A 25,952-nucleotide genomic window follows, 5' to 3' on the forward strand; every position below is an offset into this window, starting at 1 on the left:
ACCCGGCACGCCCCGCCGGGCCCACCCCGAGAGGCACACCCCCATGAAGCGCAGACTCACCGCCTGGATCGCCGCGATCGCCGCCACCGCGTCGCTCGCCGCCTGCGGCTCCGGCGGCGGCGAGGCGTCCTCCGGCGCGACCGCGACCGCCGACGCGGACAACCGCGTCACGGTGCGGGTCGGCGTCACGGACAAGGCCCAGGAGTACTGGACGACGTTCACCGACCTCGCGGCGGACGAGGGCATCGACGTCGAGCTGGTGAACTTCACCGACTACACGCAGCCGAACCCGATCCTCAGCTCGGGCGACCTGGAGCTCAACCAGTTCCAGCACCTGCTGTACCTGGCGAACTACAACGTGAACTCCGACGACGACCTGCAGCCGATCGGCTCGACCGCGATCTACCAGCTCGGCCTCTACACGACCAAGGGCTACGCCTCACCGGAGGACATCCCCGAGGGTGCCGAGATCGCCATCCCGAACGACGTGGTGAACCAGGCCCGCGCGCTGCTCGTCCTGCAGTCGGCCGGCCTGATCTCGCTGGTCGACGGCGGCAACGCGTTCTCCACGCCGGCCGAGGTCGACGAGGCCGCGTCGAAGGTGAAGGTCGTCCCGGTCGACGCCAACCAGACGGCGGTCCAGCTGCAGAGCCTGGACGGCGCGATCATCAACAACAACTTCGCGACGGACGCGGGCATCGACCCGACCACCGCGATCTACTCCGACCTCGAGGACACCGACACCGCGCGTCCGTACCTCAACCTGTGGGTCGCCCGGGCCGAGGACGCGGACAACCCGGTGTACCAGCAGCTCATCGACATCTACCACTCCCCGGAGGTCACCGACCAGCTCGTGGAGGAGAACGGCGGCACCGCCGTGGTCGAGGAGGTGCCGGCGGAGGAGCTGCAGTCCGACCTCGCCGACCTCGAGGACCTGGTCCGCGAGAACGCCTGAGCACCGCGCCCGACCGACGGCGCCGGCCCCGCGACGGGGTCGGCGCCGTCGGCGCGCCGGACCCGCGGCCGCTGTTCGGTGGCGGGACCGCGGACCCGGTGGCACCGTGATCGCGCGGCACCCGGGTGCCGTGAGATCCGTGGACGCGGCGCTCCCGGCGGGTGCTAGGGTCGCCCGCGTCCGCCCCACCCAGGGACAGGAGTCGAGCACGTGAGCACCCACGCCGCTTCCGAGCGCCGCGCGCAGCAGATGCGCGCCATGGCCGGGGCGCCCTGCGGGCTCATGTGCTGTCGTCAGCGAATGTGCTGACGCTGCGGCACCTCCGCAGCACGGCCCTCCCGCGGCGGACGTCCCGCCCGGCCCGACGCTCCTGAGCGAGCCGGACGGCCCGACCGGACACCCTGTCACGACCCGCACGCCCGACGGCCGCGCCGTCCGGCAGGGGGCCGGCCGCCGGTCGGCCGCACGACGGCACCGCGGCCACGCCGCACGCCACCGCCCCGCGGGCCCGGCCACCGGCCCGCACGGGGCCCGCGCCGCGAGCCGGGCCCCCGCTCAGATCCACCGGAAGGCAGCACCACCATGAAGCGCAGACTGACCGCCGTCCTCGCCGCCCTCGCCGTGGGCGCCCTGGCCGCCTGCTCCGGCGGCGAGCCCGCGGCCGCACCGACCACGGCCGACCCGGACAACCCGGTGACCGTCCGCGTCGGCGTGACGGACAAGTCGAAGGCGTACTGGACCACCTTCACGGACCTGGCGGCCGAGGAGGGCATCGACGTCGAGCTGGTGAACTTCACCGACTACCAGCAGCCGAACACCGTGCTCAGCGAGGGCCAGCTGGAGCTCAACCAGTTCCAGCACCTGCTGTTCCTCGCCAACTACAACGTCAGCGCGGACGACGACCTCGCGCCCATCGGGGCGACGGTCATCTACCAGCTCGGCCTCTACACGACCAAGGGCTACGCGTCGCCGGACGAGATCCCGGACGGCGGCGAGGTCGCCATCCCGAACGACCCGACCAACCAGGCGCGCGCGCTGCTGGTGCTGCAGTCGGCCGGCCTCATCTCGCTGAAGGACGGCGGCAACGCGCTGTCGACCCCCGCCGAGATCGACCAGGCGGCGTCCCGCGTGAAGGTCGTGCCCGTCGACGCCAACCAGACCGCGATCCAGCTGCAGGACCTGGACGCCGCGGTCGTGAACAACAACTTCGCGGCCGACGCGGGCATCGACCCGACGACGGCGATCTACTCCGACCTGGAGGACACGGACACGGCGCGCCCGTACGTGAACATCTGGGTCGCCCGGGCCGAGGACGCCGACAACCCGGTGTACGCGGACCTCATCGAGATCTACCACCGCGACGAGGTCATCGGCCAGCTCCTGGAGGAGAACCAGGGCACCGCGGTCGAGCAGGACCTGACCCCGGAGGAGCTGCAGGCCAGCCTGACGGAGCTCGAGGACCAGGTCCGCGCCGCCGGCTGATCCACCCGCGCCGGGCGGCCCGCGGGTCGCCCGGCGCACGACCGCCCGCCGGCGCGACGCCGGCACCCGCCACCCGCACCCGCGGGCGACCCCCACCCCAGGACGGTGACCCGATGACCGCGATGGTCTCCCTGCGTGACGTGACGAAGGTGTTCGACGGGGCCTCAGGTCCCGTCCGCGCCGTCGACGGCGTCACGCTCGACGTCGAGCGCGGCGACGTGTTCGGCGTGATCGGCTACTCCGGCGCCGGCAAGAGCACGCTGGTCCGGCTGATCAACGCGCTCGAGACGCCGACCTCCGGGCAGGTGGTGGTCGACGGCACCGAGCTCACCGGCCTCTCCGAGCGCGGCCTGCGCCCCGCCCGTGCCGGGATCGGCTTCATCTTCCAGCAGTTCAACCTGCTGAAGTCCCGCACGGTCGCCGCGAACGTGGCGTACCCGCTGCGAGTCGCGAAGTGGCCGAAGGCCAAGCGCGAGGCCCGCGTCGCCGAGCTGCTCGAGTTCGTCGGCCTGTCGGACAAGGCCAAGCAGTACCCGGACCAGCTGTCCGGCGGGCAGAAGCAGCGCGTCGGCATCGCCCGCGCGCTCGCGACGTCGCCGGCCCTGCTGCTCGCCGACGAGGCCACCAGCGCCCTCGACCCCGAGACGACCAAGGACGTGCTCGACCTGCTCCGCCGGGTCAACCGCGAGCTCGGCGTGACCATCGTGGTCATCACGCACGAGATGTCGGTCGTGTCCTACCTGTGCAACAAGGTCGCGGTCATGGAGCACGGCAAGGTGGTCGAGGAGGGCGACGTCTACCGCGTGTTCGCGGAGCCGGCGCAGCCGATCACGCGCCGGTTCATCGGCGCCGCGCTGCACGACCGCCCGCGGCCCGACGTGGTCGCCCGGCTGCGCGAGCGGCACGCGGGCCGGATCGTCACGATCGCCATCCGGGAGAGCGAGGCGACCGCCGGCATCATCGTCACCGAGCGGCTGCGCGCCCACGGGATCGACGGGCACGTGGTGTTCGGCGGCATCACCGAGGTGAACTCCCGCCCGCTCGGCTCCCTGACCTTCGCGCTGGAGGGCCCGGACGCCGCGGTCGACGCGTTCCTCGCGGACCTGCGCGCGCACACCGAGGTGATCGAGCACGCCCCCGACGGCGACCATGCCGGCCCCGCGAGCAAGGAGGTGGGCGCGTGAACTCCAACGGCGTCTCCCTGTGGCCCGAGCTCTGGCAGGCGCTCGGCGAGACCCTGCAGATGGCGATCGCCGCCCTGGCGATCGGCGGCCTCGCCGGCCTGCTCGTCGGCATCGCGCTCTACGTGACCCGCGCGGGCAACATCCTGGCCAACCGGCCGGTGTTCGTCGTGCTCAACGTGCTGGTCAACATCATCCGGCCGATCCCGTTCATCATCTTCATCACCGCGATCCGGCCGCTGACCCAGGCGCTCACCGGCGCCTCCTACGGCGTCGAGGCCGCGATCCCGGCGCTGGCGATCATGGCGACGTTCGCGACCTCCCGGATCGTCGAGCAGAACCTCGTCGCGCTCGACCCGGGCGTCGTCGAGGCGGCGCGCGCCATGGGCGCGGGGCCGCTGCGGATCATCGCGACCGTGATCGTGCCCGAGACGCTCGGCCCGCTCATCCTGGGCTTCACGTTCCTGTTCGTGGGCATCGTCGACATGACGGCGGTCGCGGGCGCGATCGGCGCCGGCGGCCTCGGCGACTTCGCGATCGTCTACGGGTACCAGCGGTTCAACGACGTGGTCACGTGGACCGCCGTCGCGGTGATCGTGGTGATGGTCCAGCTCGCCCAGTTCCTGGGCAACTTCCTGGCCCGCAAGGTCCTGCGCCGCTGACGCGCCTCGCCGGCCGCCGGCGCGCCCGCCGCCGGCGCGCCCGCCGCCTCGCGCCGAGATAGGACCCGCCCGGCGAGATAGGACCGTCCACGGCCCTATCTCGACCGAGCGGTCCTATCTCGGCGACCGCGTGACGGCCGGCGCTAGAGCTTCTTGCCCGGGTTGAGGATGTGGCGCGGGTCCAGGACCTGCTTGATGCCGCGCTGGATCGACAGGACGCGCTCGCCGAGCTCGCCCGGCAGGGCGCCGCGCTTCTCGGTGCCGATGCCGTGCTCGCCCGTGACCGTGCCGCCGAGCTCCACCGCCAGGCCGAGGATCCGCGCGTGCGCCTCCGCCGCCGCGGCGACCTGCGCCGGGTCGGCCGGGTCGAAGGCGATCACCGGGTGCAGGTTGCCGTCGCCGACGTGCCCGCCGGTCCCGATCGGCAGCCCGACCTGCGCGGAGATGTCGCCCAGCCGCTCCAGGAGCTGGGGCAGCCGGGTGCGCGGCACCGCGACGTCCTCGTTGATGCTGCCGCCGCGGACCGCCCGCATCGCCGGGTTGAACGCCCGCCGGGCGCGCAGCAGCGCGTGCAGCCGCTGCTCGTCGTGTGCGACGTCGACCGTCAGGGCGCCGTGCTCCCGCGCGATCGCCTCGTAGGCCGCGACGTCCTCGACGCCGCCGACCGCCTCGTCCGTGATCGCCAGCAGCATCGCCTCCGCGCCCGCGGGCAGCCCGGCGTCCGGGTCGTACGCCACGAGCGACGCCAGCACCACGCCGTCGAGCAGCTCCAGCGTCGACGGGCGGTGCGGGCTCGCGATGATCGCGTTCGCCGCCTCCAGCGCGTCGGCGACGGTCGCGAACGTCGCGCACACACCGCGGTCCGGCCCCGGCGCCGGCAGCAGGCCCAGGGTCGCCTCGGTGACGACCGCGAGCGTGCCCTCCGAGCCGACGACCAGGCCCGTGAGGTCGAGCCCGGCCACGGCCTTGACGGTCTCGGGCGACGTCCGGACGACTTCCCCATCGGCCAGCACGACCTCGAGCGAGCGCACGAAGTCCCGGGTCACCCCGTACTTCACGCAGCGCATCCCGCCGGCGTTGGTCGCGATGTTCCCGCCGATGGTGCTCTGCGCGTACGACGCCGGGTCCGGCGGGTAGAACAGCCCGCGCGCGGCGACGGCGTCGACCAGGTCCTTCGTGACCACGCCCGGCTGGACGACGGCGACCTGGTCCACGGGGTCGATGCGCCGGATCTCCGTCATGCGGGCCGTCGACAGCAGGATCGCGCCCGGCACGGCGTTGGCGCCGCCCGCGAGCCCGCTGAGAGCGCCCTGCGGCACCACCGGGACGCCGTGCGCGTGCGCGGCGCGGAGCACGGCGGACACCTCGGCGGTGGTCGACGGCAGCACCAGCGCGACGGGGTCGCCGGTCGGCGGGGTCGCGGAGCCGTCCTGGGCCCGGCCGCGCAGCACCGCGGCGTCCGTGACCACCGCGTCGGCGGGCAGCGCGGCGCGCAGGTCGGCCAGCACGGCCGCGAGCGCGGCGTCGTCCGGCGTGGGGGCGACGACGGCCGGCGCCCCGGGTGCGGCCGGGTCGACGGGCGTGCGGGTCTCGGTCACGGCAGCCTCACGTGGTCGGGGGTGAGCTCGGCCGGCGACCGCACGCCGAGCAGGCGCAGCGTCCGGGCGATCTCGGTGGTCAGGATCGTGCCGACGCGGTCGACGCCGCGCTCGCCGCCGGCCATCAGGCCGTACAGGTACGCGCGGCCCAGCATCACCGCCCGCGCGCCGAGCGCCACCGCCGCCACGACGTCGGCGCCGTTCGAGAACCCGGTGTCGACGTACACCTCGGCCCGGTCCCCGACCGCCTGCACCGTGTCCGGCACCAGGGTCAGCGGCACCGGCGCCCGGTCGAGCTGCCGCCCGCCGTGGTTCGACAGCACGACGGCGTCCGCGCCCGCCCCGACCACGCGCTCGGCGTCGGCGACGGTCTGCACGCCCTTGACGACCAGCGGGCCGTCCCAGTGCTCGCGCACCCACGCGAGGTCGGCGAGCTCGACCGTCGGGTCGAACATGTGCGCCGCGAGCTCCTCGATCGTGCCCCGCCAGGAGTCCAGCGTCGCGAACCGCAGCGGCTCGGTGGTGAGGAAGTTCAGCCACCACGACGGGTGCAGCGCGCCGTCGACGACGGTCTTCACCGAGAGGGCGGGCGGGATGCTGAAGCCGTTCCGGTTGTCCCGCAGCCGGGCCCCGCCCACCGGGACGTCGACCGTGATCACCAGGGCCTCGTAGCCGGCGGCCTTCGCGCGCGCCATCAGCTCGGTCGACGCGCCGCGGTCCTTCCACACGTACAGGCCGAACCAGTTCCGGCCGTCCGGCGCGGCGGCGGCCAGGTCTTCGATCGACGTCGTGCCCATCGTCGACAGCGTGTACGGCACCCCGGTGCGCGCCGCCGACCGGGCGACTGCCCGCTCGCCCTCGTGCTGCATCATCCGCGTGAAGCCGGTCGGGGCGTACAGGAACGGGGCCGCCGCGCGCCGGCCGAGGACCGTCGTCGACAGGTCGACCTCGCCGACGTCCCGCAGCACCGACGGCCGGAACTCGACGTCCCGGAGCGTCCGGCGGGCCCGGCGCAGCGACACCTCGGCCTCGGCGGCGCCGTCCACGTAGTCGAACACCGACCGCGGGGTGCGCGCCCGGGCGATCGTCCGCAGGTCCCGCACCGTGTACGCCCGGGACAGCCGGCGGGCCACCGGGTCCAGCTCGACCGGACGCATCCGCAGCAGGGGCCTGAGCTCGGACCAGGTCTGCAGCCGTCGCCGCACGTGTCGCCTCCTCGCCGGTGGGCCCGGCGGCTCCGGGCCCCGCCCGGGCACGGTAGCCCCGCGGGACCGGGTCGGGCGGCGGTGTCTCAGCCGGCGACGGGGCCGGTCAGCCCTTCGGGCCGCGCCCGACCGCGTTCTGGTGCGCCTGCTCGTTCGCGTGCGCGGCCGGGCCGGGGTCCGTGCCGCCCCGCGGGACGGGTGCCGGGTCGGTGACGGCCGGGTCGGTGACGGCCGGGTCAGTGACGGCCGGGTCGGTGACGGCCGGGTCCGTGACGGCGACGGGGAGGGCGTCGGCGACGGGGAGGGCGTCGGACGCGTCCGGCGCCGCGTCGGGCGCCGGGGAGCCGTGGTCGACCGTGCCGCCGGCGTCCGGCGTCACCGCGACGGCGTCGGTGACGGACTCCGCGGCGCCGCCGGTGGCCGCCTGCTCCACCGGCGAGGGCGGGGCGTCGTCGTCCGCCGGCGCGATCTCCTCCGTCGCGACCGAGCCCGGTTGCTGGGCCGTCGTGCCCGGCGCCGTCGGGTCGGAGGCCGGCGCGTTTGGCGCCAGCGCACCCGCCCCGAGCACCACCGCCGCCGCGCCGAGCAGCGCGGTCCCGGCCACCACGCCCCCGACCCGGCGCCGGCGCGCCGGGGCGAGTGCATCCTCCGGCTCCGCGCGCAGGCCCAGCAGCCGGGGGTCGACACCGAGCGTGGGCGCATCCAGCGCGGGGTCGAGCGGTCCGTCCGGCAGCGGCCCGCTCGGGTGCTCCTCGAGCGCCCCGGACTCGGCCGGCCCGGCCGCGCCGGGCAGCTGCACGGTGCCCAGCGGGACGGCCGCGGCCCCGATGTCCCCCGCCACCGGCCCGACCCCGAGCGCCCCGGGCCGCAGCAGCGCGCGGAGCTCCTCCGCCGCGGCCGTCGCCGTGAGCCGGTCCAGCGGGTCGAGCGCGGTCATCGACCCGATCAGCTCCGCCCACCGGGGGCCGAACCGCTCGGGCAGCGGCACCGGCCGGTGCAGCCGGGCGACCGCCGAGGTCAGCGCGTCCCCGGGGAACGCCCGCTCGGCGGTGAGGCACTCGACCAGCACCAGCCCCAGCGCGTAGACGTCCGAGGCGGACGTGAGCCGCCCGCCGGTCGCCTGCTCGGGACTGAGGTAGGAGGGCGTGCCCAGCAGCTCCTGGGTGGCGGTGGCCGTCTCGTCGGCGCGCACGCGGGCGATGCCGAAGTCCGTCAGCTTCGTCCACGACGCGCTCGCCCCGGGGCGGCCCGCCGGGGGGAGCAGGATGTTCGCGGGCTTCACGTCGCGGTGCACGACGCCCTCGTCGTGGATGTAGGCCAACGCCTCGGCGACGTGCACGCCCACGAGGGCGGCGTCGTCCGCGGACAGCGGTCCCTCCGCCAGCCGGGCGGCCAGCGACGGGCCGCGCACCAGCTCCATGACGAGGAAGTCCTGCACCTCCCCGCCGGGCAGCTCGGTGGTGCCGGCGTCGAGCATCATCACGAGGCCGGGGTGCGCGAGCCGGGCGAGCAGCCGCATCTCGGTGCCGTGCCGCTCGTCCTCGTCGTGCCCCGCCGCCGCGGGGTGGAACACCTTCACCGCGACGTCGCGGGCGAGCACCCGGTCGTGCGCGAGGTAGACCTCCGCCATGCCACCGCGGCCCAGGCGCTCGCCGACCGTGTACCGGCCGCCCAGCACCGTGCCCGCGGGCAGTGCGTGGTCCCGGGGCCGCAGCCCCGAACCGGGCGCGACGCCGAGGGCAGGCGCGGTCGCCTGCTCGAGATGGTCTCCCACCGGTGAACCTCCCCGACGTGAGGTACCAGGATCACCGGAGACCCTCGCATCCGCGCGTCGAGACGGGCGCCGTCACCTGCACGGGGGACGCCGCCCGGCGGTCCGCACTCCGCCCGCCGAGGGCCTCAGTCCGGCCTGACCTGCGTCTCCGCCAGGACAGAACGCAGCAGCGGCCGGCTCGTCTCGGTGGCGCCCAGCACCAGCAGGCACCCCGCCGTGAGGCACGTCACGAGCAGCAGCAGCCCGCTCGGGTCGGTCAGCCCCGCGACGCCGAACACCGGCGACATCATCACCACCGCCGTCGCCGCCGACCCCACGGCCACGAGCAGCATGGGCACCAGCACCTCCCGCCGGCGCACGGAGTCCAGCAGGGCCACCGGCGTCCCCGCGAGGACCTGCAGGGCGTACTCCCGCCGCCGGTCGAGCACCGTCGCCGCCTGGGTGATGCCCGCCGACGCGGCCGCGACCAGGAACGTGATCGTCAGCGTCAGCAGCGCACCGCGCATCAGGTCGCCGGTGAACGTCCGCATCTCGGCGACCTCGGCCGCGGACGCGCCGTCGCCGGCCGTCCCGGAGGCCAGCAGCGGCACCACCGCGAGCGCCCCGGCCACGAAGCCCGCCAGCCCGAGCCCGCCGACGACCCGCCAGGTCGCCCGCGGGTCGTCGACGAGCCGGCGCGCGGCCAGCAGCTGCGCGGGTGTCCTCGCCCGCCGCACCCGCAGCCGCCCGACGACACCCAGCGCCCACGGCCCGATCAGGTTGAGCGCCGCGAACCCGAGCGCCAGCGACCCGATCGCGAACGCCACCGCGAACGCGCCGAGCTGACCCAGCACGAGCGTCACGACCATGAACAGGCCCATCGCCGCCAGCGCCAGCACCGCCCGCACGGCGCGCATCCTCGGGGGCGTCTGCCGCCGGGCGACCCCGAGCGGCGACACCACGACCCGCCGCAACGAGACGACGCCGCTCACGACCGCCAGCACCGGCACCACGACGCAGGCGGCGGCGAGGACCGGCCAGCCCACCCACAGCTCCGCGGCGGAGAAAGTCGACCCCTGGAACGGCACGCGGGTCCACACGGGGAGCAGCGCGACGTAGCCGGCCACGCCCGCGACCGCGCCCACCAGCCCCTGCCACGCGGTCTCGACCACCGTCAGCGCCACCACCTCACGGGGGGTCACGCCGAGCAGCCGCAGCGTCGCCAGCCGCGCGTCGCGACGCGCCACCCCGAGCCGCGCCGCCGACCCGCCCAGCGTCAGCAGCGGCACCACGAGCAGCACGACGGCCGTCCAGGCGAACACCACGTAGCTGTCGCCGTTCGCGCGCTGGTAGGCGTCCGCGGGGTCGGCGGCGCGGCCGGCGAAGCCCAGGAGCCCGCCGATCACGGACAGCGTCAGCGCGGTCATCACCGCGAACGCCGCCACCGCGAGCACGGTCGTCAGACGGCCGTCCCGGCCGCCGGCGCGCCGCAACCGCGGCGCCAGGGCGAGCACGGCGCTCACCGGACGCCGCCCTGCGGGACGCGGCGCTCGTCCGCCACCACGCGGCCGTCGCGGACCTCGACACGCCGCCCGCACCACGCCGCGACGCCGGCGTCGTGCGTCACCACGACCAGGGACGCGCCGGCCAGCCGCGTCGTCTCGGTCAGCACGCGCATGACCTCCTGGCCGGTGGCCTGGTCGAGCGCACCCGTGGGTTCGTCCGCGAACACCACCTCCGGCCCGGTGATCAGCGCCCGCGCCACCGCGACACGCTGCGCCTGGCCCCCGGACAGCTCCCCCGGGCGCCGGCCCTCCATGCCCGCGAGCCCCAGGGACGCGAGCCACCGGCCCGCGAGCTCGGTGGCCTCCCGGCGGGACGTCCCGAGCAGCATCGGGGCGAGCGCCACGTTCTCGATCGCCGGCAGCTCCGCCAGCAGCTGGCCGAACTGGAACACGAACCCGTACTGCCGCCGACGCACCAGCGAGCGCTCCCGCTCGTCGAGATCGTGCAGCCCACGGCCGGACAGCGCCACGGTGCCGGAGTCGGGGACCAGGATGCCGGCGAGGCAGTGCAGCAGCGTCGACTTGCCCGAGCCGGACGGTCCCATGACGGCGACCGACTCGCCCGGTGCGACGTCCAGGTCCACGCCGGCGAGGGCCGTCGTCGCACCGAACCGCTTCACGAGGCCGCGGGCGGAGAGCCGGGGGCCAGGGGTGATCGTGCTCATGCCGCCAGCCTCCCGCCGGGCCGCGAGCCGCCGCGTCGGACCGGGGTCGCGTCCTGGCGGGGCCGCGGCTGCGACCGGGGGCGGAGAGCGGGGGGCGTGTCCGACCGGGGGCGGACGACCTCCGGGCGACCCGCCGGGGCGGCGTCGCCCGGGTCCGGACGTGCAAGGACCCCCCGCACACCCGCCAGAGCTCACCTGCCCTTGCTGCCTTCCGGCCCTGGGGGGGTTCAGCGAGATGACGCCGCACGAGGGGTCTGCCCCCAGCCTAACGCAGACGGGAGCCCTCCCGGGCCCTGCCGCAGCCGACCTGGTGCTGGTGCAGGGGGTGCCGGCGCCCCTGTCCCCGGGCGTCCGGGGGCCGCGCTCGACGTCGCGCGGGCCCAGGGGCGGAGCCGGTTACCGAGCACCGCCTCGGCTCGGGTACCCTCTACGGGCCGGGAGGATTCGCCTAGTGGCCTATGGCGCACGCTTGGAAAGCGTGTTGGGTTTACGCCCTCGGGGGTTCGAATCCCCCATCCTCCGCAGGTCGAAGGGGCCCGTCACCGCGTTCACGCAGGTGGCGGGCCCTTCGTCATCGGGCGGTCAGGCAGGGCGACGTGCGTCGCGCCTCTGCCATCGCGCCTTCCACCGGTTCGTTGCGGCTCCGAAATGGTCTTCCAGCAACGTCGGGTCCGGTCGCACCACCTCGGTGATCGCCATCGGCTGGGCGTCGAGCGCTCGCAGCGCCGGGTACTCGTCGAGGAGCGCCGGCGCGACCCGCGACGTCCACGTCGTCGGGTCGAAGGTCAGGAGCAGGCGGTCGAACATGCGGTGAATGTCGGAACGGAGGAGCAAGCCCCCGCCGGGGTCGTGGACGGCGCGGTCGGCGTAGCTGTACAGGTGCGCCGCGTCCAGCACATCCTCCGGCTGGGCTCCGGTCACTGCACAGGTCGACCCGTAGCGACCGAGCAGGCTCTCGCGGAACCTCTGCTGCCCGCGACGGACCCGGACGATGGCCTCGACGTGCCCCTCGGGGATGGCCCCGGCGGCCGTCACGAGGTGGAGACCGAGCATCCCCACGACCCCGGAGACCTCGAGCAGCAGGGCTTCCGCTCTCGCTGGATCAAGCCGGCGAATCGCGTTCTGCTGGTCCTTGCCCGCGTACACGGTGTCCAAGTCGCGCAGGCGCGCGGGCGTCTCGAACTGGTACCACCCGGAACGGTACGACGCCGTGTAGACGACGACGTCCATCGGCTCGTCCAGCGGGACATCGAACGTGCTCCGACAGCGCCGACACCGGTAGGCAGGCGAGACCCTCACCCGCGGGGCGACGGATGCGAAGCGACACACCGGACAGCGCCGCATCATCTTGGACCCGTCCCGGCTGGTGACGTCCTCGACCACGCCGTACCCGTGGACGAGCTGCGCGTCCCGGATCAGCAGGACGTCGCCGGCCTTGATGCCCTTGTGGTTGACGACGTTCGAGTCGTACTCGTACTGCACACCGAGGACGTCACCGTAGAGCGCCGTCGATTCCTCGAGCGTGCCCGCTGAGAAGCAGCTCCAGTACTGCCGCGTCATCGACGCGCCGACGCCGTGCGGACCACCATGCGTGGAGCTCACCAGATCACTGAGCTCGCCGGCAACCGCCTCACCCGGTCGGCCCGGCGTCCCGCCTCACTCCGTCCCGTCGGTGTCCGTCGTCCCCTCGTACAGCCCGATCTCGTTCCCCTCGGTGTCCACGAACGCCGCCCACCAGCTCGTCGGGCTGATCTCCGACTTCGGCCGGACCACCCGCCCGCCGAGCTCGGTCACCTGGCGCAGGGTGTCGTCGATGGAGTCGACCTCGACGTACGAGCGCGGCCGGTCGAAGCCCTCGTCCCGCGGGGCGAGCCCGCCGCCGCTGATCTTGTTGGGGGCCTGCCACATCGGGTAGCCCTCGTAGCCCGGGTACTCCTGGATCTGCCAGCCGAACAGCGCGCCGTAGAAGCCCTTGGCCCGGTCGACGTCGTCGACCGGGATGTCGATGTGCGTGATGTCGCCGTGTGCCATGCCGCACCCCCGTGACCGGCGACCCCGCGCCTGTGCGGGATCGGCTCGGGCCAGCGTACGACCGCCCCCCGACACGCCGGCCGGGCGGCCGGGGTCAGCCCTTCTTGCGCGGTGCCGCCCCGATCGAGCGGAGGCGCCGCGCGGCCACGGCGAGCTGGACGTCGCGGTACTGCGCGGCCCGGTGCATCTGCCCGCGCAGGTCGCTGCCCGAGGGCCGGTGCCGCAGGTCGCACGGGACCTCCACGGCCACGAACCCCTTGCGGAGCAGGTCGATCGTCATGCCGGTCTCGACGCCCCAGCCGCGGGCGAGCGGCGTCGCCGCCTCGAAGGCCTCGCGGGTGAGGCAGCGCATGCCGGACAGCGGCTGCGTCGGGGTCCAGCCCGTGAGCGCCTGGATGGCCCGGCGGGCGGCGCCGACGACGATGCCGCGGCCGCCCGCGCCGGGCTGCGGGGGCAGCAGCGCGATCGACACGTCGGCGGTGCCCTCCAGGACCGGCGGGACGAGCGGGGCGGTGTTGACGGCGGTGTCGCCGAGGTCGCCGTCGATGAAGAGCAGCAGCCGCGGCGGGCGGTCCGGGGCGTCGCGCATGGCGACGACCGCGGCGCCGGTCTCCATCGCGGCGGCCTTGCCCCGGTTGTGGGAGTGCCGGACCACGACGGCGCCGGCCTCGCGGGCGACGTGCTGGGTGTTGTCCTCCGAGCCGTCGTCGACGACGAGGACCAGGTCGACGTGCGGGATCGCCCGCGCGGAGCGGACGGTCGCCGCGATCCGGCGGGACTCGTCCTTGGCGGGGATGACGACGGCCACGCGCTGCCGGGTCCGGCCGGTGCGGGCCGTGGTGGTGGGCGCCTCGAGCGGCGCGGGCTGCTGGGGCTGGGACCGCCGGGGCTTGCGCGGCGCGCCGGGCTCCTGCTCCTGGGCAGGGCGGTCGCCGACCGGTCGTCCCTCGGTCCTGTCCTCCGCCTCGCCCGTCACGCGGGTCAGCCTATCGATGCGCGCGGGCGGCGCGCGCCGTCCGGGGCGGGACACGCGGACGCTGCACACGACGGTCACACGGGCGGCGCGGCGCCGTCACCAGCGGGTCCGCGCGGCCCGGCCGAGCCGGGGCACGCCGCGGGCCGCCCCGCGGACCGGTGCGGTCCCCGGGGCGGCCTGCGGCGGGGCTCAGCGGAGGGTGACCTGCCGGGCGACGATGCCGGCGCGGGCGCGGCGCGCGTTCGCGTCGAGCGGCTCGGTCTCGGCGAGCGCGGCCGTGAACCTCGGCGCGAACTCGGCCACGGCCGGCTCGATGTCCTCGGCCTCGCTGCCGCGGGCGAGCTCCCACACCGGGACGACCAGGCCGTTGGACCGGAAGTAGCCGATGAACTTCGCGCCGTCGAAGCCCGACTCGCGGCGCCCGTGCAGGCGGGCGAGGCCGTCGATGACCTGCTGCTCGTCGTGCGGCTGGGCCCAGCGCAGGTACTCCCGGGCACCCATGCGGACCCAGTAGGCGGCGTCGACCGCGGCGAGCTTCTTGGTGTCGACGACGCCGGCGTCGGCCTCCTCGATCGCGGCCTTGAGGTCCGGGGTCATCTCGGTGTCGGCGGCGACCCAGTAGGCGAAGCTCTCCTCGACCGTCACCTCGAACGGCACGGTCGTGTCGAGCACGTCCTGCAGGCGCGGGCCGGGGCCCGCCAGGCCGGAGTTCTGCACGGCGGTGCCGGGCTCGGAGTCGAGCGCCTCGAGCAGGGCGGCGGCGAGGTCGCGGCTGGCGTCGCCGGAGCCGCCCACCACCTGGAGCGCGAGCAGCACGACGCCGTCGGCGCGGTGCAGCGCCGCCCAGCCGTCGGGCAGCACGGTCGTGACCGTGATGTCGCGCACGCCGTGCTCGGCGTTGGTGCGGGCGGTCGCGGTGGCGGCGGGCACGAGCTCGCGCAGGGCGACCCAGTCGGGCTCACCGGGGAGGCCCTCGAAGGGGCGCAGCACGAAGTCGACGGTGGAAGAGGCCATGCACCCAGGCTACCGGGCCGCGACGCGCCGCCGCCGTGGTCCCCAGGTCGCCCGCTCGACCAGCCGCGCGACCGTCTTCGGTGGCAGGATCGGGCCATGGACCCGCGTGCCGGAACCCCTGCCCAGCCGTCCGACCTCGTGGACGTCGACGCGATGCTCACCGCGTACCACGACCGCCGCCCCGACCTGGAGGACCCCGCGCAGCGCGTGGTGTTCGGCACCAGCGGTCACCGCGGCTCGAGCCTCGACGGCGCCTTCAACGAGGCGCACATCGTCGCGATCACCGCCGCCATCGTCGAGTACCGACGCGGCCAGGGCACCGACGGGCCCCTGTTCATCGGCCGCGACACCCACGGGCTGTCCGAGCCCGCGTGGCGGACCGCGCTGGAGGTGCTGGCGGCCGCCGGCGTCGAGGTGCGCGTCGACGCGCGCGACTCCTGGACACCCACCCCCGCCGTCTCGCACGCGATCCTGCTGCACAACGGCGCGGCGACCTCCGAGGGCGTGCGCGCCACCGGGCCCGGTCTCGCCGACGGCATCGTCGTGACCCCGTCGCACAACCCGCCCCGCGACGGCGGCTTCAAGTACAACCCGCCGCACGGCGGCCCCGCCGGGTCGGAGGCGACCTCGTGGATCGCCGACCGCGCGAACGAGCTGCTCGCGAGCGGCGTGGACCGGGTGCCGCGGGTGAGCGTGGACGCCGCCCTCGCCGCGGACACCACGCGCAAGCACGACTTCCTCGGCGCGTACGTCGACGACCTGGCGCACGTGCTCGACCTGGACGCGATCCGGTCGGCGGGTGTGCGGATCGGCGCGGACCCGCTCGGCGGCGCGTCCGTCGAGTACTGGGGCGCGATCGCCGAGCGGTACGGCCTGGACCTCACCGTCGTGAACCCGCGGGTCGACCCGCAGTGGTCGTTCATGACCCTCGACTGGGACGGCAAGATCCGGATGGACTGCTCGTCGCCGTCGGCGATGGCCTCCCTCGTGCGCGCGATGGAGGGCGACTCGCCGTTCGACATCGCCACCGGCAACGACGCGGACTCCGACCGGCACGGGATCGTCACGCCGGACGCCGGCCTGATGAACCCGAACCACTACCTGGCGGTCGCCATCGGCTACCTGTACGCCGGCGCGCGGCCGGGCTGGCCCGCGGACGCCGCGATCGGCAAGACGCTGGTGTCGTCCTCCCTGATCGACCGGGTGGCGGGCAGCCTCGGCCGCCGGCTGCTCGAGGTGCCGGTCGGGTTCAAGTGGTTCGTCCCCGGCCTGCTCGACGGCTCGGTGGGCTTCGGCGGCGAGGAGTCCGCCGGCGCCTCGTTCCTCCGCAAGGACGGCACGGTCTGGACCACCGACAAGGACGGGATCCTCCTCGCGCTGCTCGCCTCGGAGATCCTCGCCACGACCGGGAAGTCGCCGTCGCAGCACCACGCGGACCTGGTCGCCGGGTTCGGCGAGTCCTGGTACGCCCGGGTCGACGCCCCGGCGACGCTGGAGCAGAAGGCCACCCTCGGGAAGCTGTCGCCGGAGCAGGTCACCGCGACCACGCTCGCCGGCGAGGAGATCACCGCCAAGCTCACCGCCGCGCCGGGCAACGACGCGCCCATCGGCGGCCTCAAGGTGACCACCGAGAACGCCTGGTTCGCCGCCCGGCCGTCCGGGACGGAGAACGTCTACAAGATCTACGCCGAGTCGTTCGTCAGCCCCGAGCACCTCGCCCAGGTGCAGGAGGCGGCGAAGGACGTCGTCTCCGACGCGCTCGGCGGCTGACCCGCGCGCCGGCCGCGCTCCGCGAGGAGCCGGGCCGGCGCGGGGCCGGTGGACGCGTCCGCGACGGGCGACGTCACGCCGTGGCGACCGGGAGGCAGACCCGGGTGACCCAGGCCGACGGGTCGGGCTCGGTCACCGGGCCGACCACGTACACGTTGCGCATCGGGCCGGCGACCCGCAGACCGCGCGCCGCGATCCACGCGCCGAGCTCGGCCATGACCGCGCCGACGCCCGCGTACGGGCCGTGCAGCTCGCCGACGACAGCGTCGACCGCCGGCTCCTCGACGTACCGCACGCCGTCGACCTCCGGGAACGGCACGGCGACGTCGAGCTGGACCTCGACGTCGGCGTCCTGCTCGACGAAGCCCTCGTCGTGGAACACCGCGACGGCCGCCGCGTCCGGCGCCGGGACCGTCCCGGCCGCGTCGAGCGCGGCCCCGAGCCGCTGCCAGAGCAGCCCCTCGTCGTCGTAGGTCGGGATGGTGCCCCGGAGCGACGCGACGCGGCGCGCGGGCAGGGTCGTGCGGGTGACGGTGGTGGACATGACGGGTCCTTCCAGGTCGGTGAGGAATCGGTCGATGTCCGCGAGCCGGCCCTCCGCCACGGCGATCTCCGCCTGGACGGCCCTCCGCCGCTCGAGCAGCACCGCCCGCAGCTGCGCCTCGTCGTCGAACGGGGCGCACGCCGCGAGGTCGTGCACGCCCACCCCGGCGTCGCGCAGCGCCCGGACGCGTCCGGCCGTGCGCAGCAGCGCGGGGTGGTAGCTGCGGTACCCGCTGAGCGGGTCGACCCGGGTGGGCGGGAGCACGCCGTGCTCGTCGTAGTGCCGCAGCATGCGGATGCTGAGCATCGACAGGCGGGAGAACTCGCCGATCGTGAGGAGCCGGTCGTCGGACATGTCCACGACCCCACACCCTGCCACCGTGGGAGGGTCCAGCCCTCGGCGCGCGGCGGCGCCCGGACCCGCCTACCGTGGCCCGACCAGGCCGCCCAGCGAAGGAGCAGTGATGAGCGAGGACGTCACGCCGTTCCCCGAGGACTCCCCCGACGCCCTGACCGAGCCGGACGTGGACGAGGTCCGCGACGACGAGGTCTCGGACGAGGAGGTCGCCCGGTCGATGCCGGACGCCAGCCCGTCCGACCAGGACCCGGGCTCGTACCTCAACCCCTGAGACCGCCCGCCGCGCCGAGCCTCAGTGACGACTCGGCGCGGCGGCGCGACAGCAGCGCCACCACCAGGACGAGGGGCGCCAGCGACTCCGCTCCGGCCACCGCCCGCTCGGCCAGACCCTCGGCCAGGCCGGCCCGGACGGCCTCCGCGACGAACCAGCCCAGGAGCCCGAGCAGCACCGCCGTCGCCGGCGCCAGCACCGCCGGCCGCAGCGGTGACGGACCGTCGCGGCGCACCGAGGCGGCCGGCCACAGCGCGAGCGCGCCGAACGCCACGCCGGCGGCGATCCCGTGGGCGTGCGGCGCCCGGTCGAGCGGCAGCAGACCGACCGCCGCCGTGGCGACGCCGCCGAGCGCGAGCCCGAGCCTGCCCGTTCTCGGCAGGCCCACCAGGCCGGACGCGGTGACGACGTGCGCGACGCCTGTGACCAGGAGACCGGCGGTCATGACGCCGGGGTGCGGCACGTCCGCGGTCGCGAGCTCGCTGATGGTCCGGCGCACCGGGTCGAACCCGGGGGCGACGGCCTCGGCGAGCAGCCACCCGCCGATCATCGCGACGGGTGCGACGGCGGCCGGCACGACGGCCCAGCGACGGGGCGACGTGATGCGGGGGCGGCCCGCGGGAGGGTGGTCGGCGGGCGCGTGGCCGGCGGGCGCGGGGTCGGCGGGCGCGGCGTGGCGCGGGCGGGGCATCGCCGCACGCTAGCCGCGGGACCCGCCGTCCGCCCGCCAGGACCGCCCCCGGTCGCGTGCCCGGCCGCCAGCCGCTAGACCGGGACCATGACCGGCACCGACGCACCGACCGCCGTCCTGCTCGACATCGACGGGACGCTCGTCGACTCGAACTTCCTGCACGTGCACGCCTGGGTCCAGGCGTTCGCCGAGGTCGGGCACCCCGTCGACGCGTGGCGCGTGCACCGGCGCATCGGCATGGGCTCCGGCCGGCTGATCGGCGAGCTGCTCGGCGACGACGCGGACCGGCTGGGCGACGACGCGAAGGAGCGGCACACCGCGCGCTACGCGGAGCTCGCCGGGCTGCTCCGTCCGTTCGGCGGCGCGCGCGACCTGGTGCGGACGCTGGCGGACCGCGGCGTGCGCGTGGTGCTGTCGACGTCGGCGGCCCCCGAGGAGCTGGAGAAGCTCCGGGCGACGCTCGACGTCGACGACCTCGTGCAGGTCACCGGCGCGGAGGACGTCGACGAGGCGAAGCCCGAGCCGGACCTGGTGCACGCCGCGCTCGACCTGGCCGGGGTGCCGGCGGACCGGGCGGTGTTCGTCGGCGACTCCGTGTGGGACGTCGAGGCCGCCGTGCGCGCCGGCGTGCCGTGCGTCGGCGTCCTGTCCGGCGGCACCTCCGAGGCGGAGCTGCGGGACGCCGGCGCGGCGGCGGTGGTCGAGGACGTCGCGGCGCTGCTGCGGGACCTCGACGCGACGCCGGTGGGGGCGCTGCTGCGCGGCTGACGGCGTCGCCGGGGGCGGGGGGTCAGGCGGCCGGGTCGGCGACCAGGTCGCCGTACTCCGGGTGGTCCTCGACGAAGGCCCGCACGAACGGGCAGCGCGGCTCGATGCGGTCCCCCGCGGCGCGCACCGCGTCCAGCGCCTCGCGCACCAGCGTCGAGCCGACACCGTGCCCCTCCTGCCGCGGGTCGACCTCGGTGTGCGTGAACACGACGACCCCCGGGCGCCGCCGGTACTCCGCGACCCCGAGCACGGTGCCCTCGTCGTCGGTGATCTCGAAGCGCTGCTGGTCGGCCACGTCCGTCACGTGCGTCGTCATGCCGCCGAGTATCCGGCCGACCGGCCGATATCCGCGAGCGGGGTGTCGGCGGCGGGTGCGACACTGACGACGTGCTGGGGCCCTACCGCGACGTGCTCTCCCGTCCGGGGGCGCTGGCGTTCTCCGCCGCGGGCGTGGTCGCCCGGCTCCCGATGTCCATGGTCGGCATCGGGATCGTGCTGATGGTCCAGGCGCTCTACGACTCGTACGGGCTCGCGGGGAGCGTGTCCGCGGCGTACGTGCTGGCGCAGGCCGTGTGCTCGCCGCAGCTCGCCCGCCTGGTCGACCTGCACGGGCAGGCGCGGGTCATGCGCCCCGCGGTCACCGTGTCCGCCACGGCGCTGGTCGGCCTGGTCGCGTGCGCGCTCGCCGGCGCCCCGGTGTGGTCGCTGTACGCCACCGCCGTGGTGGTCGGCGCGACCGTCGGCTCCTTCGGCGCGCTGGTCCGCGCCCGCTGGTCGCACGTCCTGGACGACCCGCGCGCGCTGCACACCGCGTACTCGCTGGAGTCGGCGCTGGACGAGCTGGTGTTCGTCGTCGGGCCGATCCTCGCCACCACGCTCGCCACCGCCGTCACCCCGTCCGCCGGACTCGTCGTGCCGGTGCTCGGCATGGTGCTCGGCGGGTTCTGGTTCCTCGGTCAGCGCGCGACGCAGCCGCCGCCGCACCCGCGCGAGGTCGTCACCGCGCCCGACGGGACCCCGGTGCGACGCCGCTCGGTCATGCGGTCCGGGGGCATGGTCGTGCTCGCGGTCGTGTTCGTCGCGATGGGCGCGATCTTCGGCGGCACCGACGTCAGCACCGTCGCCTTCGCCGAGGAGTCCGGCAGGCCCGGTCTCGCTGGCGTCATCCTCGCGGTGTTCGCGTGCGGGTCGATGATCTCGGGCCTGCTCTACGGCGCCCGGCACTGGACGACCCCGCTGTGGCGGCGCTTCGCGATCGGGATGGTCGCGCTGGCGCTGGGGGCGTCGCTGTTCGTGCTCGTCGACTCGATGGCGATGCTGGCGGTCGTCATGTTCGTCGCCGGCTTCGCGATCGCGCCGACCCTGATCAACGGCAACGGACTCGTGCAGGACCTCGTGCCGCGCGAGCGGCTGACCGAGGGGCTGACCTGGGTCGGGACGTCGCTCGGGGTCGGGGTGTCGGTCGGGTCGTGGGTCGCGGGGCTGCTCATCGACCGGCAGGGGTCGCACGGCGGGTACCTCGTGGTGGTCGGCGCTGCGGTGCTGGCGGTCGTGGCCGTGCTGGGGTCGCTGCGGGTCCTCCGGGCCGGGGCGGCGGAGCGCGGGCCGGGGACGGCGGAGCGGGCACCGGGCGCAGCAGAGCGGGTGCCGGGCGCGGCGACCGTGGCCGGCTCCGCGGAACCGGGCGGCGACGCGGGTGCGGCGACCACGCGGATCGGCGATGCCGACGCGGAGGCCGAGGGCGTCTCCGCGCTCGGCCGCGACGCCACGCCGGGAGGCGACGCGCGCCGCTGACGGCGCCCGCACTCCGCCCCGGCCAGGGCCGAGACCCCACCGCGTCGCCCCGGTCGGCCGGCGCCGGGTCGCCGATCGCCCGCCGCCGGTCGCCGGTCGCCGGTCGCCGAGAGTGCAACGGACACGTCGAGCGAGCATGCGCTGGGTACTCGCTCGACGTGTCGGGTGCCCGGTCGGCGACGACCGCGGGCGCGACGCGGGCGGACGGGGCGGCGCACCCGCCCGCACGGCGCACCCGCCCGCGCGCCGATCAGCGCAGGACGCCCCCGGCGGCCGCGCGGCCCTCCGCGACCGCCGTGCGCCGACGCTCCGCGAACACGCCGAGCACCAGCAGCAGCCCGCCCGCGGCGAGCAGCGTGAGCAGCCACGGGCCCGCCGACACCGTGCGCCCGAGCTGTGCCGCGAAGACGCTGAGCACCGCCACCGGCAGCGCGCCCGCCCCGAGCACGAGGGGCGCGCGCAGCATCTCGCGCGCGCCCTCGAGCATGAAGCCCAGCGCCAGGACGACCACCAGGATCGCGCGCCAGGTCATGGGGTCGGTCCAGATCGCCAGCATGGACGGGCCGAGGGTCGCCAGGATGCCCGGGGTCAGCGTGGCGAGCGACGTCGCGCGGCCGACCGGCCACGCGGGCCGCAGCCCGACCGGGCCGCCCGCGCCCGCACCCGCGGCGGCCGCCCCTCGTCCGAGCGCACCGGGCGCGGCCCCCGGGCCGGGCAGCGCGGCGCGCAGCGCGACCCAGCCCATCGCCGTCAGCGCGAGGCCCAGCGGCAGGGCGAACACCTCGACGCGGAGCTCGCGCGGGCTCCACGCGCCGATCGCCCAGGCGAGCGCGGCGAGCCACAGCACCCAGCCCGGCGGGACGTCGGTGGCGAGCGAGCCGCGCTCCCCGGAGGCCTCCGACCGCACCGCGGCGACGGCGAGCGCCAGGAGGCCGAGCTCGACGACCCACCCGGTCCAGGTGAGCGCCCAGGACGGCCGCACGGCGACCAGCGCACCGACGGTGAACGCCAGCAGCGCGGGCGCGAGCGCCCAGCGACGCAGCGCGGCGGCGCGGGCGGCGCGGGCGGCCCGGCGCGGGTCGGGCCCGGCGGGGACCCCGGGCGGGCGGGCGCCGGACCCTGCGGCGGCGGCCGCCCAGGTCCCCGCGGGCGCCGGGGCGGACGCGAGCCGGTCGACGAGCAGCCGGCCGAGCGCGCCGAGCAGCACCGCCCCGGCCAGGGACCAGAGCAGCGCCGCCCCGAACAGCCGGGCGTTGGCGACCCCGCCCGCGACCGGCGTGCTCGCCGCGAGGTGCGCCGCGCGGACCGCGCCCGCGAGCGCCGCCGCGGCCCCGCCGACCAGCAGGGGCTCGGTGAGCGCCGACCAGGCGCGCGCCCCGGCGGCAGGTCGTCGGTCGAGGGCCCCGGTCACGACCGCGAGGCCCGCGACGGCGAGCAGCACGGCCGACCGGGCGCCCACGTCACGACCGGCGACGGCGAGCAGCAGCGTCGGGCCGACGAGCAGCGCGACCCCGGCGGCGACGAGCGGCCGCCACCGGGCGCCCCGGCGCGCGAGGAGGGTGCCGACCAGGATCGCGGCCAGCGCCGGGGGCGCGGTGTACGCCTCGACGAGGCCGACGCCCCACCAGACGAGCGCGGACCAGGCGACGCCGCACCACAGCAGGGCCGCCGGCCACCAGGCGGGCCGCCGGTCCGGCCGCAGCGCCACCGCGGTCGCCCCCGCGCCGAGCAGGGCGCAGAGCACCAGGACGGTGTCGGCGCCGGTGGGGGTGCGGGCGATGCCGAGCAGCAGCGCGACGGCGCCGGTGCCGGCGGCGGCCAGCTCGACCGCGACCCGCGCGTGGTCGCCCGGCGTGCCCGGGGACCGGTGCCGCAGCCGGTCGCCGATCGCCGGGGCGGCCACCGCGGCCGCGGCGGCGAGCACCGCGACGACGGGGAGCAGCACCGGCGAGCCGGAGCCGGGGAGCAGCTGGGCGCCCGCGCAGATCACCACGACCGCCACGGTGGGCAGCACGAGGGCCGCCGCGGTGACCCGGGCCCACGACGGCACGGGCCGGCGGCGGGTGTCGAGCAGGAGGACCTCCACGAGCAGCAGCGCCGCGGCGGCTCCTGCCCCCCACCAGGTGCGGTCGAACGCGACGGCCGCCACCGCGACCACCGCGGGCACGAGCGCGACGACCAGCACGCCCAGCCAGGTGTCGTCGCCGACGCGGGGCAGCACCGCCAGCGCCGCCGCCACCACGAGCAGCGCGACCGCGACGCCGCCGACCACGCCGAACCCGTCCCAGCCCGACCAGCCGAGCACGGCCGCGAGCACCGCCCCGGCGTAGGCCGTGGCGAGCCCGACCAGCACCGCGCCGACGTCCCGCGGCAGGAGCGCCCGGGCCCGCAGCAGCAGGACGGCGACCGCGACGGCGCCGAGGGCGGTCGTCGGGCGGGACACCCAGGTCAGCAGGGCCAGGAAGGCGATCTGCGCGAACGCCGCCGGGACGGCGGTGGCGCGCCACGGCGCGGCCGGGGCGGGGCGCACGAGAGCACGGTCGGACGGGTCGACGGCGACGCCGGGTGCCACGCCGCGGCCGGGCGGCGCCGCCGGGGTCCCGGCGGGTCCGGCACCGCGCGTCACGGCGGGGACCCGCCGGGCGACCTCGACCAGCGCCGCGGCGAGCACGAGCTCGGCGGCGAGCAGCGCGACCGACCACGACCGCAGGAGCGCGACGGCGACCCACGCGGCCAGGACGACCGCCGCGGGCAGGCACGCCCGGCCGACGACCACCGCCGCGTGCTGCCGCCACACCGTGGCGCGGACCGGGACCCCGCCGGTCGCGACCGGGTACCGGGCCGGTGCCGGGTGGCCCGGCGCCGGCCGGCCGGGCGCGTGCGGGCCGGCGACGGGGACCGACTCCGCCACCGGCGCGAGCGGCACGCGGCCGATCGCCGCGAGCGTCGCGGCGAGCACCACGGCGGCGAGCACCGGGCCGGCACCGGCCCCGAAGCCCGTGGCGTCGAACGCGCCGGGCACCAGCGCCCAGCCGGCGCCCGTCCGGGGCGAGCCGCCATCGACCCGGACGGCACCGAGCAGCCCCAGCGTCTCCAGGACGCCCACCGCGGTCCCGGGCCCGGCGGTGAGCACGAGCGCCGTCCAGCCGCCGGCGACCTGCGCGCGGTACGGCACGTCCGCGGCGCGGTCGCCGGGCAGCAGGCGCGGCACCAGGACGACCAGCGCCCAGGCCGCGGCGGCCGCCAGCGGCACGGTGCCCAGCGGAGCGGGCAGCACGGACGCGACCGCCACGCCCGCCGACAGCACGGCCATGCCGCCGGCGGCCCACACCCACGCCGTGGCGGCACCCCACGCGGGCCGCTCGGCGAGCGCCTGCGCGCGGGTCACGGCGGCGGACAGCAGGAGCGCCACCGCGAGGCCGCCGGTCTCCCAGCCGGTCACCGGCTCCGGGAGCGCGACGGCGGCGAGCAGGGCGCCGCCGATCAGCGCGAGGGCCCCGAGGGCGAGCAGCGCGTCGACGACCGCCCCGTCGGTGCCGAACCGCCCCGCGACCGCCCGGCGGTACCCGGCGCGGACGAGGGTCACGAGCGCCGCGGCGAGCAGGGCCAGGTGCCACGCCCACGGACCCGGCCACGCGGCGGCGACGCACAGCGGCACGAGCGGCAGCACCAGCACCGCGACCGTCCAGGCGCGGACCCGGACGGCGAGGCCGGCGGCGGGCAGGCCCACACCCACCGCGAGCAGCAGGAAGGCCAGCGCGAGCCACCGGGTGGGCCCGTCGGCGAGGAGCGCGATCATCCAGGCGTCCACGACCGCGAGGGCCGCCACGAGCCCGCCGACCGCCTCCGCCGACGCGCCCAGGCCGGTCCGGCGCAGCGCGAGCGTCCCGGCGACGGCCCCGGCCGTGGCGACCAGCATCACCACGACCCGCGGGCCCGGGGAGCCGGCGAGGAAGAAGAACGCGAACACGAGCGCCGCGGCGGCGACCAGCCCGGCCCCGGCGAGCACGAACAGCCGGGCGACGTCGAACGGCCGCTCGGCTGCGGCGGCGGGCACCGGGGGCACGGGCCGGCCGGGCCCGCGCGGCGGGACCGCACCGCCCGCACCGCCGTACGGCGCGGCACCTGCCGTCGGGACGGGCCCCCACGGCGGCACGGCACCGGGCGCGGGCGCGGCACCGGGCACGGGCACCGCACCGGGCACGGGCACGCCACCGGGCACGGGCACGCCACCGGGCACGGGCGCCGCGCCAGGTGCAACGGGCCCGCCCGGGGCCCCCGCCACCGGCCGCCACGCGGCGGGCCGCGCGACGCCCGCGCCGGCCGCCACGCCCTGCCGCGCCCGCACGCCGTCGACGACCTCCCGCCGCGCGTCGAGCGCCCGGACCGCCGCGCGCGAGGCGTCGGCGATCCGCGCCCCGTCGGCGCCGCCCAGGTCGAGTCCGCACCGGGCGCAGCGCGTCGTCGTGAGGGTCGCGCCGCACGCGGCGCACCGCGTGAAGTCGAGCAGCTGGCGCCGTGCGGCGTCCACGGGGGTCGGTTCCACGAGCCGAGCGTGCCAGGTCGGGCGGGTCCGGGGCGGCCCGTCCACCGTTCCTGCGCAGGGAATCACCATGTCGGACGCCCACGGGCCCGCGCCCTGGTCGCCGCGGCGCCGGCCGGCCGCTTCC

21 protein-coding genes, 1 tRNA gene and 1 other RNA gene are annotated in these 25,952 nt (G+C 76.6%); 9 read left to right on the plus strand and 14 right to left on the minus strand.

Annotated features, from left to right (window positions below; all coding sequences use genetic code 11):
* Nucleotides 1-43: 43 nt before the first annotated feature.
* The 4 genes from MHY85_RS00740 to MHY85_RS00755 all read left to right on the plus strand — a co-directional run bounded on the left by MHY85_RS00740 (nucleotide 44) and on the right by MHY85_RS00755 (nucleotide 4,280).
* Nucleotides 44-955: a MetQ/NlpA family ABC transporter substrate-binding protein gene (locus MHY85_RS00740; protein WP_239191988.1), complete on the plus strand. Its 912-nt coding sequence runs from the start codon at nucleotides 44-46 to the stop codon at nucleotides 953-955.
* 582 nt (nucleotides 956-1,537) lie between these two features.
* Nucleotides 1,538-2,437, plus strand: coding sequence for a MetQ/NlpA family ABC transporter substrate-binding protein (locus MHY85_RS00745; protein WP_239191990.1), 900 nt, complete (start codon nucleotides 1,538-1,540; stop codon nucleotides 2,435-2,437).
* Nucleotides 2,438-2,550: 113 nt separating this feature from the next.
* Complete coding sequence (locus MHY85_RS00750; RefSeq protein WP_239191992.1) at nucleotides 2,551-3,621, plus strand: methionine ABC transporter ATP-binding protein; 1,071 nt, start codon at nucleotides 2,551-2,553, stop codon at nucleotides 3,619-3,621.
* A 59-nt stretch (nucleotides 3,622-3,680) separates the two neighbouring features.
* Nucleotides 3,681-4,280: a methionine ABC transporter permease gene (locus MHY85_RS00755; RefSeq protein ID WP_239192303.1), complete on the plus strand. Its 600-nt coding sequence runs from the start codon at nucleotides 3,681-3,683 to the stop codon at nucleotides 4,278-4,280.
* A gap of 143 nt (nucleotides 4,281-4,423) precedes the next feature.
* On the opposite strand, the gene MHY85_RS00760 is transcribed toward MHY85_RS00755, so the two are convergent.
* The 6 genes from MHY85_RS00760 to ffs form a co-directional block, all read right to left on the minus strand.
* On the minus strand, nucleotides 4,424-5,878 hold the full coding sequence (locus MHY85_RS00760; protein WP_239191994.1) for an FAD-binding oxidoreductase: 1,455 nt from the start codon (nucleotides 5,876-5,878) through the stop codon (nucleotides 4,424-4,426).
* Nucleotides 5,875-7,083: an alpha-hydroxy acid oxidase gene (locus MHY85_RS00765; protein WP_239191996.1), complete on the minus strand. Its 1,209-nt coding sequence runs from the start codon at nucleotides 7,081-7,083 to the stop codon at nucleotides 5,875-5,877. The genes MHY85_RS00760 and MHY85_RS00765 overlap by 4 nt, the downstream gene beginning before the upstream one ends.
* Before the next feature lie 106 nt (nucleotides 7,084-7,189).
* Entirely contained in the window at nucleotides 7,190-8,857 is a 1,668-nt protein-coding gene (locus tag MHY85_RS00770) for a serine/threonine-protein kinase (protein ID WP_239191998.1), read from the minus strand.
* Nucleotides 8,858-8,982: 125 nt separating this feature from the next.
* Entirely contained in the window at nucleotides 8,983-10,359 is a 1,377-nt protein-coding gene (locus tag MHY85_RS00775) for an FtsX-like permease family protein (RefSeq protein ID WP_239192000.1), read from the minus strand.
* Nucleotides 10,356-11,066, minus strand: a complete 711-nt coding sequence (locus MHY85_RS00780) for an ABC transporter ATP-binding protein (RefSeq protein ID WP_239192002.1) — start codon at nucleotides 11,064-11,066, stop codon at nucleotides 10,356-10,358. The genes MHY85_RS00775 and MHY85_RS00780 overlap by 4 nt, the downstream gene beginning before the upstream one ends.
* Before the next feature lie 161 nt (nucleotides 11,067-11,227).
* Nucleotides 11,228-11,324, minus strand: an RNA gene (gene ffs / locus MHY85_RS00785) — signal recognition particle sRNA small type.
* Nucleotides 11,325-11,503: 179 nt separating this feature from the next.
* Here ffs and MHY85_RS00790 point away from each other — a divergent pair.
* A tRNA-Ser gene (locus tag MHY85_RS00790) sits at nucleotides 11,504-11,588 on the plus strand.
* Between the two features lie 60 nt (nucleotides 11,589-11,648).
* On the opposite strand, the gene MHY85_RS21695 is transcribed toward MHY85_RS00790, so the two are convergent.
* From MHY85_RS21695 to MHY85_RS00810, 4 genes are all read right to left on the minus strand, one after another.
* A complete protein-coding gene (locus MHY85_RS21695) occupies nucleotides 11,649-12,668 on the minus strand; it encodes an HNH endonuclease (protein WP_239192004.1) in 1,020 nt (339 codons plus the stop codon).
* 54 nt (nucleotides 12,669-12,722) lie between these two features.
* Nucleotides 12,723-13,097, minus strand: coding sequence for a VOC family protein (locus MHY85_RS00800; protein ID WP_239192006.1), 375 nt, complete (start codon nucleotides 13,095-13,097; stop codon nucleotides 12,723-12,725).
* Nucleotides 13,098-13,191: 94 nt separating this feature from the next.
* On the minus strand, nucleotides 13,192-13,905 hold the full coding sequence (locus MHY85_RS00805; protein WP_154730916.1) for a glycosyltransferase family 2 protein: 714 nt from the start codon (nucleotides 13,903-13,905) through the stop codon (nucleotides 13,192-13,194).
* A 357-nt stretch (nucleotides 13,906-14,262) separates the two neighbouring features.
* Nucleotides 14,263-15,087, minus strand: coding sequence for a DUF5926 family protein (locus tag MHY85_RS00810; protein ID WP_239192009.1), 825 nt, complete (start codon nucleotides 15,085-15,087; stop codon nucleotides 14,263-14,265).
* Nucleotides 15,088-15,183: 96 nt separating this feature from the next.
* On the opposite strand from MHY85_RS00810, the gene pgm reads away from it, so the two are divergent.
* Nucleotides 15,184-16,857, plus strand: coding sequence for a phosphoglucomutase (alpha-D-glucose-1,6-bisphosphate-dependent) (gene pgm, locus MHY85_RS00815; protein ID WP_239192011.1), 1,674 nt, complete (start codon nucleotides 15,184-15,186; stop codon nucleotides 16,855-16,857).
* A gap of 73 nt (nucleotides 16,858-16,930) precedes the next feature.
* Here the strand turns inward: pgm and MHY85_RS00820 are convergent, their stop codons facing one another.
* Nucleotides 16,931-17,755 carry a GyrI-like domain-containing protein gene (locus tag MHY85_RS00820; RefSeq protein ID WP_239192306.1) on the minus strand — a complete coding sequence of 275 codons (825 nt, stop codon included), beginning with the start codon at nucleotides 17,753-17,755 and terminating at the stop codon, nucleotides 16,931-16,933.
* Nucleotides 17,756-17,864: 109 nt separating this feature from the next.
* On the opposite strand from MHY85_RS00820, the gene MHY85_RS00825 reads away from it, so the two are divergent.
* On the plus strand, nucleotides 17,865-18,029 hold the full coding sequence (locus tag MHY85_RS00825) for a hypothetical protein (protein WP_203669314.1): 165 nt from the start codon (nucleotides 17,865-17,867) through the stop codon (nucleotides 18,027-18,029).
* Here the strand turns inward: MHY85_RS00825 and MHY85_RS00830 are convergent.
* Entirely contained in the window at nucleotides 18,019-18,720 is a 702-nt protein-coding gene (locus MHY85_RS00830; protein WP_239192014.1) for a DUF998 domain-containing protein, read from the minus strand. The genes MHY85_RS00825 and MHY85_RS00830 overlap by 11 nt on opposite strands.
* 87 nt (nucleotides 18,721-18,807) lie before the next feature.
* On the opposite strand from MHY85_RS00830, the gene MHY85_RS00835 reads away from it, so the two are divergent.
* Entirely contained in the window at nucleotides 18,808-19,488 is a 681-nt protein-coding gene (locus MHY85_RS00835) for an HAD family hydrolase (protein WP_239192016.1), read from the plus strand.
* 22 nt (nucleotides 19,489-19,510) lie between these two features.
* On the opposite strand, the gene MHY85_RS00840 is transcribed toward MHY85_RS00835, so the two are convergent.
* Nucleotides 19,511-19,804, minus strand: coding sequence for a GNAT family N-acetyltransferase (locus MHY85_RS00840; protein ID WP_239192018.1), 294 nt, complete (start codon nucleotides 19,802-19,804; stop codon nucleotides 19,511-19,513).
* A gap of 71 nt (nucleotides 19,805-19,875) precedes the next feature.
* Between MHY85_RS00840 and MHY85_RS00845 the strand changes: the two genes are divergently transcribed.
* Nucleotides 19,876-21,282 carry an MFS transporter gene (locus MHY85_RS00845; protein ID WP_239192020.1) on the plus strand — a complete coding sequence of 469 codons (1,407 nt, stop codon included), beginning with the start codon at nucleotides 19,876-19,878 and terminating at the stop codon, nucleotides 21,280-21,282.
* Between the two features lie 250 nt (nucleotides 21,283-21,532).
* On the opposite strand, the gene MHY85_RS00850 is transcribed toward MHY85_RS00845, so the two are convergent.
* On the minus strand, nucleotides 21,533-25,828 hold the full coding sequence (locus MHY85_RS00850) for an SCO7613 C-terminal domain-containing membrane protein (protein ID WP_239192022.1): 4,296 nt from the start codon (nucleotides 25,826-25,828) through the stop codon (nucleotides 21,533-21,535).
* Between the last annotated feature and the right edge of the window lie 124 nt (nucleotides 25,829-25,952).

The sequence above is a fragment of the Cellulomonas sp. ACRRI genome, assembly GCF_022346185.1.
GTDB lineage: Bacteria > Actinomycetota > Actinomycetes > Actinomycetales > Cellulomonadaceae > Cellulomonas.